General features: G+C 59.7%; 12 protein-coding genes. 5 read left to right on the forward strand and 7 right to left on the reverse strand.

Annotated features, from left to right (window positions below; all coding sequences use genetic code 11):
• Positions 1–44: 44 nt before the first annotated feature.
• Positions 45–722, reverse strand: coding sequence for a TetR/AcrR family transcriptional regulator (locus tag M9827_RS22520; protein ID WP_250607191.1), 678 nt, complete (start codon positions 720–722; stop codon positions 45–47).
• Between the two features lie 102 nt (positions 723–824).
• Positions 825–2726 carry a 3-dehydroshikimate dehydratase QuiC gene (gene quiC / locus M9827_RS22525; protein ID WP_250607192.1) on the reverse strand — a complete coding sequence of 634 codons (1902 nt, stop codon included), beginning with the start codon at positions 2724–2726 and terminating at the stop codon, positions 825–827.
• Between the two features lie 338 nt (positions 2727–3064).
• Between quiC and M9827_RS22530 the strand changes: the two genes are divergently transcribed.
• Positions 3065–4402, forward strand: a complete 1338-nt coding sequence (locus M9827_RS22530) for an MFS transporter (protein WP_095125472.1) — start codon at positions 3065–3067, stop codon at positions 4400–4402.
• A 103-nt stretch (positions 4403–4505) separates the two neighbouring features.
• Here M9827_RS22530 and M9827_RS22535 read toward each other — a convergent pair whose 3' ends face one another.
• On the reverse strand, positions 4506–5396 hold the full coding sequence (locus M9827_RS22535) for a DMT family transporter (protein ID WP_250607193.1): 891 nt from the start codon (positions 5394–5396) through the stop codon (positions 4506–4508).
• 149 nt (positions 5397–5545) lie between these two features.
• Positions 5546–6322: an IclR family transcriptional regulator gene (locus M9827_RS22540; RefSeq protein WP_250607194.1), complete on the reverse strand. Its 777-nt coding sequence runs from the start codon at positions 6320–6322 to the stop codon at positions 5546–5548.
• A 233-nt stretch (positions 6323–6555) separates the two neighbouring features.
• Between M9827_RS22540 and ypfJ the strand changes: the two genes are divergently transcribed.
• Positions 6556–7443 carry a KPN_02809 family neutral zinc metallopeptidase gene (gene ypfJ, locus M9827_RS22545; protein ID WP_250607195.1) on the forward strand — a complete coding sequence of 296 codons (888 nt, stop codon included), beginning with the start codon at positions 6556–6558 and terminating at the stop codon, positions 7441–7443.
• Positions 7444–8394, forward strand: coding sequence for an alpha/beta fold hydrolase (locus M9827_RS22550; protein WP_250607196.1), 951 nt, complete (start codon positions 7444–7446; stop codon positions 8392–8394).
• Positions 8395–8533: 139 nt separating this feature from the next.
• Here the strand turns inward: M9827_RS22550 and M9827_RS22555 are convergent, their stop codons facing one another.
• The 3 genes from M9827_RS22555 to M9827_RS22565 all read right to left on the reverse strand — a co-directional run bounded on the left by M9827_RS22555 (position 8534) and on the right by M9827_RS22565 (position 10674).
• On the reverse strand, positions 8534–9127 hold the full coding sequence (locus M9827_RS22555; RefSeq protein ID WP_250607197.1) for an HAD family hydrolase: 594 nt from the start codon (positions 9125–9127) through the stop codon (positions 8534–8536).
• Complete coding sequence (gene tesB / locus M9827_RS22560) at positions 9124–9993, reverse strand: acyl-CoA thioesterase II (protein ID WP_095048747.1); 870 nt, start codon at positions 9991–9993, stop codon at positions 9124–9126. The genes M9827_RS22555 and tesB overlap by 4 nt, the downstream gene beginning before the upstream one ends.
• 111 nt (positions 9994–10104) lie before the next feature.
• Entirely contained in the window at positions 10105–10674 is a 570-nt protein-coding gene (locus M9827_RS22565) for a GNAT family N-acetyltransferase (RefSeq protein WP_250607198.1), read from the reverse strand.
• An 82-nt stretch (positions 10675–10756) separates the two neighbouring features.
• On the opposite strand from M9827_RS22565, the gene M9827_RS22570 reads away from it, so the two are divergent.
• Together M9827_RS22570 and M9827_RS22575 are read left to right on the forward strand one after the other, a co-directional pair.
• On the forward strand, positions 10757–11677 hold the full coding sequence (locus tag M9827_RS22570; RefSeq protein ID WP_250607199.1) for a histone deacetylase family protein: 921 nt from the start codon (positions 10757–10759) through the stop codon (positions 11675–11677).
• Between the two features lie 292 nt (positions 11678–11969).
• A complete protein-coding gene (locus M9827_RS22575) occupies positions 11970–13205 on the forward strand; it encodes a TIGR03862 family flavoprotein (protein ID WP_250607200.1) in 1236 nt (411 codons plus the stop codon).
• Positions 13206–13276: the final 71 nt, after the last annotated feature.

The raw sequence follows: 13276 nt of genomic DNA on the forward strand, positions 1-13276 counted from the left end.
GACACACCGCTTTCGCGAGCAGGCTCGCTCCCACATGGACGGTGTCAGGCCTGCAGATAACGCAACACCGACTCGCAAATCATCTCGCGATGCCGCTGCTTGATGCTTTCATCCGGCAGATCGATCTGAAAGATCTCGCCAAACGTGTGCCGGTTCGACACGCGGTAGAAACAGAACGAACTGATCAACAAATGCACATCCAGCGCATCCAGCCCCGCACGGAAAACACCCTCAGCAGCACCACGACGCAGAATCTCGCCGAGTGAATCGAGGATGGTGTTGTTCATCGCCTTGATCGCGTCGGAACGCTTAACGAATTCGGCGTTGTGGATGTTTTCGATGCTGACGATGCGCACGAAATCGACGTTGCGGTCGTGGTGATCGAAGGTGAACTCGACCAATCGCCGAATCGCCTCCACCGGCGGCAACTCCGCCAGGTGCAAACGGTTTTCGGTGCTGCGGATATCGCCGTAAAGCTTCTCCAGGACCTCGACGTACAACTGCTCCTTACTGCCGAAGTAGTAATAGATCATGCGTTTGGAGGTATGGATACGCTCGGCAATTGCGTCGACGCGGGCACCCGACAAACCTTGCTGGACGAACTCGACGATCGCCTCCTGCAAAATGTTCTCGCGGGTCTTTTCCGGGTTGTTCTTGCGACTCTTGCGCGGCTCTACAGCGGATACGACAGGAGCTGCGGAAAGTTCTGGATTTATTGTCATTGCGGGCTCACGGCCATCACTGCACAGGTTGGCGATTATGGGCTGCGCTGCACAGTGAAGGAAGTCACGCGGCCCGTGTTTGATCCCGCGTTTACGAATTTCCTACAACTTCGCCTGGCGCACGGCGCCGCTGCGTGATTTGGCCATCGCCGCCAGACGCACCGCAACGTTCGCCGCGCCGTATCCGGCATAGCCGTTCTTGCGCTGGATGATCTCGAAGAAGAAGCGCCCTTCGAACGGTTCGGTGTAGACGTGAAACAGCTCACCGCCTTGGGCATCACGGTCGTAGAGCACGTTGTAATACGCCAGCTCACTGAGAAACTCGTCGTCGAAATCGAAGCGCGCAGCGAGGTCGTCGTAATAGTTGAGCGGGATATCCAGCAGCGGCACACCCGCCTCTTTGGCGCGACTGACTTCGGCGAAGATGTCGTCACAATCAAAGGCGATGTGGTGCACACCGGAACCGCGATAACTCGACAGCGCGTGGGAAATGGCGGTGTTACGGTTCTCGGAAATGTTCAGTGGCAAACGGATCGAGCTGTCGCGACTACGCAAGGCACGGCTCTTCACCAGACCATACGGGTCAGGCAATACCACTTCGTCATCCGCCTCGAAATCCAGCAGGCTCTTGTAGAACAGCACCCAACTGTCGAGGCTGTCGGCCGGCAACGCCATGGCCATGTGATCGATGCGTTTCAAACCGCCACGGGCCGCAGCGTCCGGCAACAGATTGAAGTCGGTGCCATAGACATCAGCCTCCTCATCCACCAGATAAATCAGGCTGCCATCCGGCGCACGCACCGCTGCCAGTTCCAGTTCGTTAGGGCCGACCAGACCACGGTAGGGCTGACCTTTGTAAGCGACAGCGCGGGCTAACGCACTGGCGCTGTCCTTGACCCGCACAGCCGTCGCGCACAGCGACGGGCCGTGAGCCTCGAAGAAGCTGTGAGCGAATGAATACGGTTCGGAGTTGAGGATCAGGTTGATATCGCCCTGGCGCAACAGGCTCACGCTCTTGGAGCGATGTTGCCCGGCCTTGACGAAACCGAGGCGTTCGAGCCAATGACTGAGTTTGGCGCCGAGTGCTTCGTCGACGGCAAACTCGAGAAACTCGATGCCGTTGTACTCGCTGGCCTTCGGTGTTTCGAACAGGATTTCGCGGTTGGCCACAGGCGTCACTTCCTGCTCCAGGCGCTGACGGGTCTTTTCTTCCAGATACAGCAGCGAGCGCAAACCGTCCGCAGCATTGGCCCGTGGCGGCGCGGCGCGGAAACCGTCGTTGAAGATTTCCAGCGACAGCGGCCCGGTGTAGCCACTCTGGATGATCGGCGCGAGGAAACCCGGCAGATCGAATTCGCCCTGCCCCGGGAAGCAACGGAAATGCCGGCTCCACTCCAGCACATCCATGGCCAGGATCGGCGCGTCGGCCATTTGCACAAAGAAGATCTTGTCGCCGGGAATGTCGGCAATGGCGCGCGGATCACCCTTCAACGACAAGGTGTGAAAGCTGTCGAGCAACACGCCGAGGCTCGGGTGATCGGCCTGACGCACGATGTCCCAGACCTGTTGATACGTGTTCACATGCCGGCCCCAAGCCAGCGCCTCGTAACCGATGCGCAAACCGCGCGCGCCGGCATGTTCGGCCAGCAGGCGCAGGTCATCGACGAGGATTTGCTGATCACCGACGCTGTCGGCCGAGGCGTTACTGCAGACGAGTACCAGGTCGGTGCCCAGTTCCTGCATCAGGTCGAATTTGCGCTCGGCCCGCTCGAGATTGCGCGCCAGCCGATCGCGGCGGCAGCCTTCGAAATCGCGGAACGGCTGAAACAGGGTGATGGCGATGCCGAGATCGGCGCACATCTGTTTAATTTCCCGCGGACTGCCGTCGTAGTACAAGAGGTCGTTTTCGAAAATCTCCACCCCGTCGAACCCGGCGGCGGCGATGGCTTCGAGTTTTTCCGGCAGGGTGCCGCTCAAGGAAACGGTGGCAATGGAACGCTGCATGTTTCAACTCCCGGACTGCGCCGCTTTAATATAGGAGCTGCCGAAGACTGCGATCGTTTGATCCTGAAAAGCAAAGATCGCAGCCTTCGGCAGCTCCTACACAGGATGATTTTTATAGTGGGGGAAATTATTGGCTGCATCGATCGTGGCAGCAATTTAAAGTGTACTACCCGGTTAGTTTTGCGTGCGATTATCGAACACAATGGCGGTTTGGCGAATTGACGATTTTTCGTCCACTGCCCAACATCGACCCCACATTGAGTCCGGATCTGAACCACCGGTCGCAGCGTGCAAGTAACAAGCACACCAAATAACAAATCCAAAAACGGGTGGAACACATGATTCCTTCACAGACTTCCCGCATGGCCCCGGCCATGAGCACTGCCACGGGTGGCATTGGCGACAAGATCCGCGGCGCCATGGCCGTCGGCAAAACCCGTTGGGGCATGCTGGCGCTGGTGTTTTTCGCCACTACCCTGAACTACATCGACCGCGCCGCCCTCGGCGTCATGCAGCCGATCCTCGCCAAGGAAATGAGCTGGACGGCGATGGATTACGCCAACATCAACTTCTGGTTTCAGGTCGGCTACGCGATCGGTTTCGTCCTGCAAGGTCGCTTGATCGACCGGGTCGGCGTCAAGCGCGTGTTCTTCTGCGCCGTGCTGCTCTGGAGCCTGGCTACTGGCGCTCATGGTCTGGCAACCTCAGCTGTTGGCTTTATGGTCTGCCGCTTTATCCTCGGTCTGACTGAAGCGGCCAACTACCCGGCCTGCGTGAAAACCACGCGTCTGTGGTTCCCGGCCGGCGAACGTGCGGTCGCCACCGGCATCTTCAACGCCGGCACTAACGTCGGTGCGATGTTCACGCCGATGCTGCTGCCACTGGTTCTGCACGTCTGGGGCTGGCAAGCGGCATTCCTGTGCATGGCGGCGCTGGGCGGGATCTGGTTGCTGTTCTGGGGCTTGAAGTACTTCAACCCGGAAGATCACCCGAGCGTGAAACAGTCCGAGCTGGACTACATCCAGCAAGAAGTCGAACCGGAACAGGCCCGCGTGCCGTTCTCGAAAATCCTGCGAATGCGCGGCACCTGGGCCTTCGCCCTCGCCTACTCGCTGACCGCGCCGGTGTTCTGGTTCTACCTGTACTGGCTGCCGCCGTTTCTCAATCAGCAATACAACCTGGGCATCAACGTCACCCAGATGGGTATTCCGTTGATCATCATCTACGTTACGGCCGACTTCGGCAGCGTCGGTGGCGGCATTCTGTCTTCGTTCCTGATCGGTCGCGGGATGAATTCGATCAAGGCGCGGCTGCTGTCGATGTTCCTGTTTGCCTGCTGCATCATCGGCGTGATCATGGCCGCCGGCTCTGCCAACCTGTGGGTGGCGGTGGCCGCGATTTCTCTGGCCATCGGTGCGCATCAGGCGTGGACGGCGAACATCTGGAGCCTGGTGATGGACTACACGCCCAAGCACATGATGAGCACGGTGTTCGGTTTCGGTGGTATGTGCGCAGCGATTGGCGGGATGTTCATGACCCAGATCGTCGGCCACATCCTCACCGTGACCAACAACAACTACACCGTGTTGTTCACCCTGATTCCGGCGATGTACTTCATTGCGCTGACGTGGATGTACTTCATGGCACCGCGCAAGATTCCTACCGTCACCGAGTAACCTGCCTACACACCACTCCCTTGTAGGAGCTGCGGCACGCTGCGATCTTTTGATCTTGATTTTGAAGATCAAAAGATCGCAGCCTCGTTTCACTCGTCAGCTCCTACACGGGTTGCTGTTTTCTGCTCTGTTGCCACGCTGCCGCCAGTCCACTGCAACAGATCACCGCAATGCCAATGACCGTCAACAGACTCGGCGTGTGATTGAACAGCAGCCAGCCCAACAACCCGGCAAACACGATCTGGCAATAACCGAACGGCGCCAGCAGCGCTGGTGCGGCATGGCGAAACGCCTGGGTCAGAAACAAATGCGCGGTCATCCCGCAACTGCCCAGCGCCAGCATCAACCCGGCATGGGTCAACGTCGGCACCTGCCAGAAGAACGGCACCAGTGCACTCATCACCAGCGTGTTGCATAACCCGGCGAAAAAGTTGCTGGTGGTCGGGCTGTCGACTTCGGCGAGCTTGCGGGTCAGCAACTGATAGAAGCAGAAAAACAGCGCCGAACAAAACGGCAGTAACACCGCCGGAGTGAACAACTCACCGCCGGGATGGACGATGATCAGCACGCCGACAAAGCCGCAGATCACCGCGATCCATTGACCACGCGTCACCCGCTCTTTGAGCAGCGGCACGGACAAGGCTGTCACCAAAACCGGCGCGAGAAAGTTGACCGCTGTGGCTTCCGCCAACGGGATGTACAGCAACGCCGTGGTGAAAAACAGGCTGGTGCCGAGCAGGCAGAGTGCCCGAACCAACTGCCATAACGGCTTCTTGGTGCGCAGGACGCGCAATCCGGATTGCGGCAGAAAAATCCCCGCCATCAACAGCGTGTGCACCACATAACGTGCCCACACCACCATCACGATCGGATAGAACCCAGACAGATACTTCGACAGCGCGTCATGGCTGGAGAACAGAAAGGTCGCCACGACAATCAGCATGATCCCTTTGAAGGGTTGGTTGACTCCGGAAAGCGGGGTGCTGACAGTCATTGGCTATCTCTGAAGAAAACAAGCTGAGGAAAGATCCCAAGCAACAATCTAGAACCCGGTTCCAGATCCCGACACCCACCAACAATAAAAGTGTGCGAACACCGCACAACTTTGCAACCGCAGGCGAAGCGGGGCCAAGTGAACTCAGGTTAGACGAACAGCTCCGAAGCCAGACTCGCAGCGGACAGCTCCTCAGTAAACCTGAGCAGCAATGGTGCCAACTCATGCAGCCTCGCCCCCGGCATCCGCGCACTCGGCCCGGCGATGCTCAGCACACCGACCACCCGCCCGTCAGCGGGATGGCGCACCACCGCCGCAATCGCCGACGTCCCCACCGCCGAACTTTCTTCGACACAGGCATACCCCAACTCGCGCGCGACCCGAAGAAGCTCGAGCAATTCGATATTGGAGCGCGGCGCGTTCGGCCCGATGTCCGCCGGCACCTCGGCGCCCTGGCGTTCAACCAGCGACAATGCCTCGGCATCGCTCATGCACGCCAGCCACGCATGGCCCGAAGCGGTGTAGAACAGCGGCGCATCGCGGCCCATGTCCGGGTCGTAACGCAAACCACTGCGTGCGCCCTGAGACTTGGCGATCCAGGTCTGACGTTCGCCATCGATAACACCCAGACGCACCAGCTCGCCGGTTTCCTGAGCCAGGCGATCGAGCACCGGCTGCACGATATCGGCGCCGCTGCTCGACAGGTAACGAAAACCCATCGCCACCAGTTTGGTCGACAAGTGATAACGCAAAGTCTCCGGGTTCTGCCGCACGTAACCGAGTCGTGTCAGTTCGGCGAGCAAACGGTGCGTCGCACTTTTCGGGATGTCGATCTGCTCGGCGAGCGTCTGCAGCGCCAATCCACGGGGCTCACTGGTGAGGTTTTCCAGCACGCTGAAAACCCGTTCGATTTGACTGCCGGCCATAGTGAGATCTCAGTTAAATTTGGTGAATTCTAGAATATGCACAATACAAAGCAAAATATGGAACCCGGTGAACATTTCACAAATTATCTTTGTTGAATGGAATTCACTGAACACAACGGGTTCTTACCCGTCGACTGGGCTGCGGGCGTACGAATAGACGGACGACCGGACTGGCGCCACACTCACACAACAGCAACACTCATCACCACCCGATACACACAGAGGATTCCCACATGCTATGGAAAAAAGGCCGACGCAGTGACAACGTCGTCGATGCCCGTGGTGATGATGCCGGCGGTGGCGGCGGCATGCGCTTCGGCGGCGGCAAAGGCCTGAGTCTGGGGGCTATCCTGCTGATCGTCGGTATCGGCTGGATCACCGGACAGGATCCGCTGCAGATTCTCGGTCAGCTCGCCGGGCAATCCACACAACAATCGGCGCCCACTTCGCAAACTCGTCAGGCGCCGCCGGCCAACGATGAACAGGCCGAATTCGTCCGCTCGATCCTTGGCGATACCGAGGACACCTGGGGCTCGATTTTCCAGCAGGCCGGCCGGCAATATAAGGACCCGACGCTGGTGCTGTTCAGCAATCGGGTCAATTCCGCCTGCGGTCTGGCGACCTCGGCCACCGGCCCGTTCTACTGCCCGGCAGATCAGAAGGTCTATCTGGACATGGCGTTCTTCCAGGAAATGGCCCAGCGCTTCAAAGCCGCTGGCGACTTTGCTCAGGCCTACGTGATCGCTCACGAAGTCGGACACCATGTGCAGACACTTCTCGGTGTCTCGGCGAAAATTCAGACAGCCCGCCAGCAAGGTCGGCAGATGGAAGGCGATGGCGGCCTGCTGGTGCGTCAGGAATTGCAGGCCGACTGCCTCGCCGGCGTCTGGGCCTACAGCGCACAGAAGCGCTTGAACTGGCTGGAACCGGGCGATATCGAAGAGGCCTTGAATGCGGCCAACGCCATCGGTGATGATCGCCTGCAACAACAGGGTCAGGGCCGTGTGGTGCCGGACTCGTTTACCCACGGTACGTCGGCGCAAAGGGTGCGCTGGTTCAAAACCGGATTCGCGCAGGGCCAGGTCGGCCAGTGCGACACCTTCGCGGCGAAAAACCTGTAAATGCATAAATGGCTTTTGGCGTTACTGATCGTTGGCAGCACCGCGCACGCCGCAGGTGTCGATGCGATCAGCCCCGGTCGTTTGCAATTCAAGGCCGGGGAAATGGCGGTGGGCATCGGTCCTGCGCCGGAGAAGATCGAGCGCGTGCTGATCGTCATTCATGGCCGGTTGCGCAACTCGGAAACCTATCGCAAAAGCGCCGAGAGCGCCGCCGAACTGGCAGGACAAAGCGCGCACACGCTGGTGATTGCGCCGCAGTTTCTCAATCAAAGCGATGTCGCGCTGTACTCGCTCCCCGCCACGTTGCTGCGCTGGCAAGGCAACGAGTGGATGGGCGGCGGCTTATCCACAGGGCCGAATCCGTTGAGTTCCTATGCTGCGCTCGATGAGATCGTCGGACGGATCAGCGATCGCAAACAGTTTCCCGACGTCAAGCAGATCGTGATCTTCGGGCACTCCGGCGGCGGCCAGGTGGTGCAGCGTTATGCCCTGCTCGCCAAGGAGCAGCCGGCACTGAAAGCCAACGGCATTCGCCTGCGCTATGTCGTCGCCAACCCATCGTCGTACGCCTATTTCAATGAGCAACGGCCAGTGGCGTTCGATCACGCCAAGTGCGCGGGTTTCAATCGCTGGAAGTATGGTCTGTCAGACATGCCGGTGTATGCCGGTGGGCAAACGCCGTTGCAGCTTGAGAGCAGTTACATCAAACGCGAGGTGATTTATCTGCTTGGGCAGCAGGACATCGATCCCAATCATCCAGCGCTGGACAAGCGCTGTGAAGCCGAGGCGCAGGGTGCGTATCGCCTGGAGCGTGGCAAGTTGTACTTCGGCTATTTGCTGCGTCGGCATCCGGAAGGGGTGAATCAGCGACTGGTGGAAGTGCCCGGGGTCGGGCATAACGGCGATGGGATGCTGACCTCGCCGGAGGGGCAGAAGGCGTTGTTCGAATAAGTCCTGTATTGAATGATCTGCCGCCATCGCTGGCAAGCCAGCTCCCACAGTGGGTTGTGTCGCATACATTTTGCATTCACTGAAAATCCCTGTGGGAGCTGGCTTGCCAGCGATGAGGCCAGATCAAACAACCGAAATGTCAGGTAAACAACATCCTGCGCAACTCGACACAATCCTTCGCATGCCAATCGGTCAACTCAGGCCACGGGTTTTCCGGCACATTCACCAACACCGTCCGCGCCCCCGCCGCTCGCCCGCAGTCCAGATCAAAACGGTAATCACCGACCATCACCATATCGCTGGCCGGCACAGCCCAGGCCTCTGCCAACTTCAACAGTCCACCCGGATGCGGCTTCGGCGGCGCTTCATCGCGGCCCAACACATCGTCCACCGCAAAGCAGTCGGCCAGGCCAATCGCTTGCAGCGTCACATGCGCCAATTCCCGCGCATTGCGGGTCAGAATGCCGAGGCGGTAACCGCGCGCGTGCAGGTCACGCACCAGCTCCACCGCCCCGGTCGCCGGGGTCGACCCCAGCGCCAGATCCCTTTCGTGCTCCAGCAGCCAGGCGTGTTTCACCGCCGCTTCATCCGCCGGCAATGCCGCGAGATGAGTGAGGATGTCGTCCTCCGGCGGAATCGCCAGTGCCACGCGAATCGCCGCAAAGTCATGCACGGCGACGGTTAGCGTGCCGTCCATGTCGAACACCCAATGCTTCACCTCTTGCAGGCTCATGCCCAATCCTTGCGATGGCGGATCAGGCCTTCCTGCGTCACCGAGGCGACCAGTTGCCCGGCGCGGTTGTACACGCTGCCACGGGAGAATCCACGGGAATTGCCGGCCCACGGACTGTCCATCGCGTAGAGCAACCAGTCATCGGCGCGCAGATCGTTGTGGAACCACAGTGCGTGATCAAGGCTGGCGACCTGCATGTCTTTCTGCCAGACCGATTTGCCGTGGGGCAGCATCGAGGTGGTCAGCAGGCCGAAGTCCGAGGCGTAGGCCAGCAGGTATTTGTGCAGCGCCGGAATGTCGGCCAGTGCGCCATCGGCACGGAACCACACATATTTGATCGGATCCGCCGGTTGCGGGTTGTACGGGTCTTTTTCGGTGACCGGGCGTACTTCGATCGGTTTCGGGCACAGCAGTTTTTCACGCATGTGCTCGGGGATCAGGTGCGCGCGTTGCTGGGTCAACTCCAGCTCCGAAGGCAGGTTTTCCGGACCGACCACCACCGGCATCTGGCTCTGGTGCTCAAAGCCCGCCTCGTCGTATTGAAACGATGCGCTACAAGTGAAAATCGGATGGCCCTTCTGGATCGCCGTGACGCGGCGAGTGCTGAAACTGCCGCCATCGCGCACGCGATCAACCGAGTAGACCACCGGCAACTTGGCATCGCCCGGACGCAGGAAATAGCCATGCATCGAATGCACATGACGCGCTTCTTCAACGGTCTGACTGGCCGCCGACAGCGACTGACCCAGCACCTGGCCACCAAACAACTGACGGAACCCCAGATCCTGGCTACGGCCACGGAACAGGTTTTCTTCGATCGGTTCCAGGGTCAGCAGGTCGACCAGATCTTCCAACACTTGGCTCATTCAGACTCTCCTCACACAAAGCACTATGCCGCGCAGTCTTGGCTGCGGCGGCCGATTCAGATTCTGGCGCGGGCCAATGATTTGGCGGCCATTGTAAACGTCCGTGTCGGCTTATCCATGCAAGGTTTGCAGCCATTGTTCGCGGCTGATGCGGTACAGCACATGCCGGCGCAGCGGATGATCGGCGGCTAGCTTGGGGTGATCGAAATCATCTTCCGGGGCGTGGTGCATGCCGATCGCCTGCATGACTTTCTCCGAGGGCAGATTGGATTGCGCGGTGAAGGAGACGATCTCCTTTAGCGCCAACCGATCAAAGCCGCAGCGCAGAGCAGTCCACGCCGCTTCACTGGCGTAACCCAGGCCCCAATGTTCCTTGGCCAGACGCCAGCCGATTTCCACCGCTGGCGTGAACGGCGCATCGAAACCGACCACGCCCAGGCCGGTGAAACCGATGAATTCGCCGCTGTCCTTGCGCTCAAGCGCCCACAGGCCAAACCCGTGCTCGGCAAAATGCCCGCGCACACGGCCGATCATCGACGCGCTTTCCAGACGACTCAACGGTGCCGGAAAATAGCGCATCACCTGAGGATCGGCGCACATCGCGGCAAATGCCGGCAAATCCTCGTCCTGCCACTGACGCATCAGCAAGCGCGCGCTTTCAAGTTCCAGTATCGGCTCCATCATGCCCCTCCGTTTCCATGCCGCAAGTCTACATCGCTGGTAGGATCCTTCACTCTTTCCTACGTTCCTACATGAAACCGCCATGCCACTGCCGCTGATCTACCACGAAGACTACAGCCCCGAGTTTCCGGCGGATCACCGCTTCCCGATGGACAAGTTTCGCCTGCTGCGCGATCACCTGGTCGACAGCGGTCTGACCCGCGACGCTGATCTGCTGCGCCCGGAGATCTGCCCCAACGACATCCTCGCCCTCGCCCATGACCGTGCGTATATCGAACGCTACATGAGCGGCGAGTTGTCCCGCGAAGACCAACGGCGCCTTGGCCTGCCGTGGAACGAAGCCTTGGCGCGGCGTACGGTGCGCGCAGTCGGCGGTTCGATTCTGGCAGCGGAAAAAGCCCTGGAGCATGGACTGGCCTGTCACTTGGCGGGCGGCACCCACCATGCGCATTACGACTATCCAGCGGGATTCTGCATCTTCAATGACTTGGCGATCATCAGCCATTACCTGCTGCAAAGCGGGCGGGTGAATCGCGTGCTGATCTTCGATTGCGATGTGCATCAGGGCGACGGCACCGCGCGAATCCTGCATGACACGCCGGAGGCGATTACCGTTTCCCTGCACTGCGAGAAGAATTTCCCTGCACGCAAAGCGCAAAGCGACTGGGACATCCCGCTGCCCAAAGGCATGGGCGACGCTGATTACTTGAAAGTGGTCGATGACACGCTCAACTATTTGCTGCCGCTGTATCAACCGGATCTGGTGCTGTACGACGCCGGTGTAGACGTGCACAAGGACGATGCCCTCGGTTATCTGCAGTTGACCGACGCAGGCGTCGCCGCCCGCGATGAAAGCGTGATGCGTCATTGTCTGGGCCGCGACATTCCGGTGATGGGCGTGATCGGCGGAGGCTACAGCAAGGATCGCCACGCCCTCGCCCGCCGCCACGGCATCCTCCATCACAGCGCGCAGCGGGTCTGGCAGTCACACGGTTGTCATTGAGTTGTGCTGCGTTACCCACAATCGCTGTGGAACGGCCTGTGGATAACCTGAGTGAAAGGGACTACAGGCCATGCCAATTGCGGCCCACAGAACACTGGCTATTTTTTAACCAGACACTGAATCCACCAAAATCCTACTGTGGGAGCGAGCCTGCTCGCGAAGGCGTCGGTACACTCAACATTTCACTGACTGACCCACCGCTTTCGCGAGCAGGCTCGCTCCCACAAGGATCTCCTACATTGGTTTGCGCTGTTAGAATGCGCGCCTTATCCCGCCATACCGCAGCGCAGCCATGAACCAGACTTCCGCCTCCTCCCCCGCTCACGTCGCCATCATCGGCGGTGGCCCTGCCGGCCTGATGGCCGCCGAAGTGCTGAGCCAGGCCGGAATCCGCGTCGATCTCTACGACGGCATGCCCTCGGTGGGCCGCAAGTTCCTGCTCGCTGGCGTCGGCGGCATGAACATCACCCATTCCGAAGCCTACCCGGCATTCCTCTCGCGCTATGCCGAACGCGCACCGCAGATCGCACCGTTGCTGCGCGGCTTCGACGCCGATGCGTTGTGCACATGGATTCACGATCTGGGTATCGAAACTTTTGTCGGTAGCTCCGGCCGGGTTTTTCCTACGGACATGAAAGCCGCGCCACTGCTACGCGCCTGGCTCAAACGCCTGCGCGACAGCGGCGTAGTTATCCACACCCGCCATCGCTGGCTCGGTTGGGATGAACACGGCGCGCTGCGCATCGACAGCCCGGAAGGTGAAATCACCGTAAAACCCGACGCCACCCTGCTCGCCCTCGGCGGCGGCAGCTGGGCGCGCCTCGGTTCCGACGGTGCGTGGATGTTGCCGCTGGAACAACGCGGTGTAGGACTGGCGCCGTTGCAGCCAAGCAATTGCGGCTTCGAGGTGCAGGCCTGGAGTGAATTGATGGTGAGCAAATTCGCCGGCGCACCGCTGAAAAATATCGCCATCGGCTTGAACGACGATGTACCGCGCTTGGGCGAATGTGTAATCACCGCTACAGGAATCGAGGGCAGTCTGATTTATGCGCTGTCGGCGCCGATTCGTGAGGCGATCAATCAGCAAGGCGCGGCGGTCATTCACATCGATCTGCTGCCCGGCCGACCTGTGGATAAAGTGCAGGCAGCGTTAAGCAAGCCACGCGGTTCGCGGTCAATGGCCAAGCATCTGCACAGTCAGGTCGGGATTGATGGGGTGAAAGCGGCGTTGTTGCGTGAGTTGACTGATGCGGCGACGTTTGCTGATCCGACGCTGTTGGCGCGGGCGATCAAAGCGTTGCCGCTGACTCTGGTCAGAACGCGGCCATTGGACGAGGCGATCAGTAGTGCCGGGGGCGTGACGTTCGAGGCGATGGACGAACGCTTGATGATCAAGGCGTTGCCGGGGGTGTTCTGCGCGGGCGAGATGCTTGACTGGGAAGCGCCAACGGGCGGCTATTTGCTGACGGGATGTTTTGCCAGTGGGCGGGCGGCCGGGTTGGGAATTGTGCAGTGGCTGAAAAGCTAAACCCTCACTGTAGAGACCGGCACATCCTTTACAAATTAGACCGGGGACATCGTTTACACCTTTACAGGCTT

It is taken from the genome of Pseudomonas sp. AKS31, assembly GCF_023634765.1.
Classification (GTDB): Bacteria; Pseudomonadota; Gammaproteobacteria; order Pseudomonadales; family Pseudomonadaceae; genus Aquipseudomonas.

What these genes read in the sequence shown, in the direction of transcription:
- M9827_RS22555 (WP_250607197.1), bottom strand. Translation starts at nt 9,127, where the DNA reads ATGAGCCTGCAAGAGGTGAAGCATTGGGTGTTCGACATGGACGGCACG.
- ypfJ (WP_250607195.1), top strand. Translation starts at nt 6,556, where the DNA reads ATGCTATGGAAAAAAGGCCGACGCAGTGACAACGTCGTCGATGCCCGT.
- M9827_RS22530 (WP_095125472.1), top strand. Translation starts at nt 3,065, where the DNA reads ATGATTCCTTCACAGACTTCCCGCATGGCCCCGGCCATGAGCACTGCC.
- quiC (WP_250607192.1), bottom strand. Translation starts at nt 2,726, where the DNA reads ATGCAGCGTTCCATTGCCACCGTTTCCTTGAGCGGCACCCTGCCGGAA.
- M9827_RS22520 (WP_250607191.1), bottom strand. Translation starts at nt 722, where the DNA reads ATGACAATAAATCCAGAACTTTCCGCAGCTCCTGTCGTATCCGCTGTA.
- M9827_RS22535 (WP_250607193.1), bottom strand. Translation starts at nt 5,396, where the DNA reads ATGACTGTCAGCACCCCGCTTTCCGGAGTCAACCAACCCTTCAAAGGG.
- M9827_RS22550 (WP_250607196.1), top strand. Translation starts at nt 7,444, where the DNA reads ATGCATAAATGGCTTTTGGCGTTACTGATCGTTGGCAGCACCGCGCAC.
- M9827_RS22540 (WP_250607194.1), bottom strand. Translation starts at nt 6,322, where the DNA reads ATGGCCGGCAGTCAAATCGAACGGGTTTTCAGCGTGCTGGAAAACCTC.
- tesB (WP_095048747.1), bottom strand. Translation starts at nt 9,993, where the DNA reads ATGAGCCAAGTGTTGGAAGATCTGGTCGACCTGCTGACCCTGGAACCG.
- M9827_RS22565 (WP_250607198.1), bottom strand. Translation starts at nt 10,674, where the DNA reads ATGGAGCCGATACTGGAACTTGAAAGCGCGCGCTTGCTGATGCGTCAG.
- M9827_RS22575 (WP_250607200.1), top strand. Translation starts at nt 11,970, where the DNA reads ATGAACCAGACTTCCGCCTCCTCCCCCGCTCACGTCGCCATCATCGGC.
- M9827_RS22570 (WP_250607199.1), top strand. Translation starts at nt 10,757, where the DNA reads ATGCCACTGCCGCTGATCTACCACGAAGACTACAGCCCCGAGTTTCCG.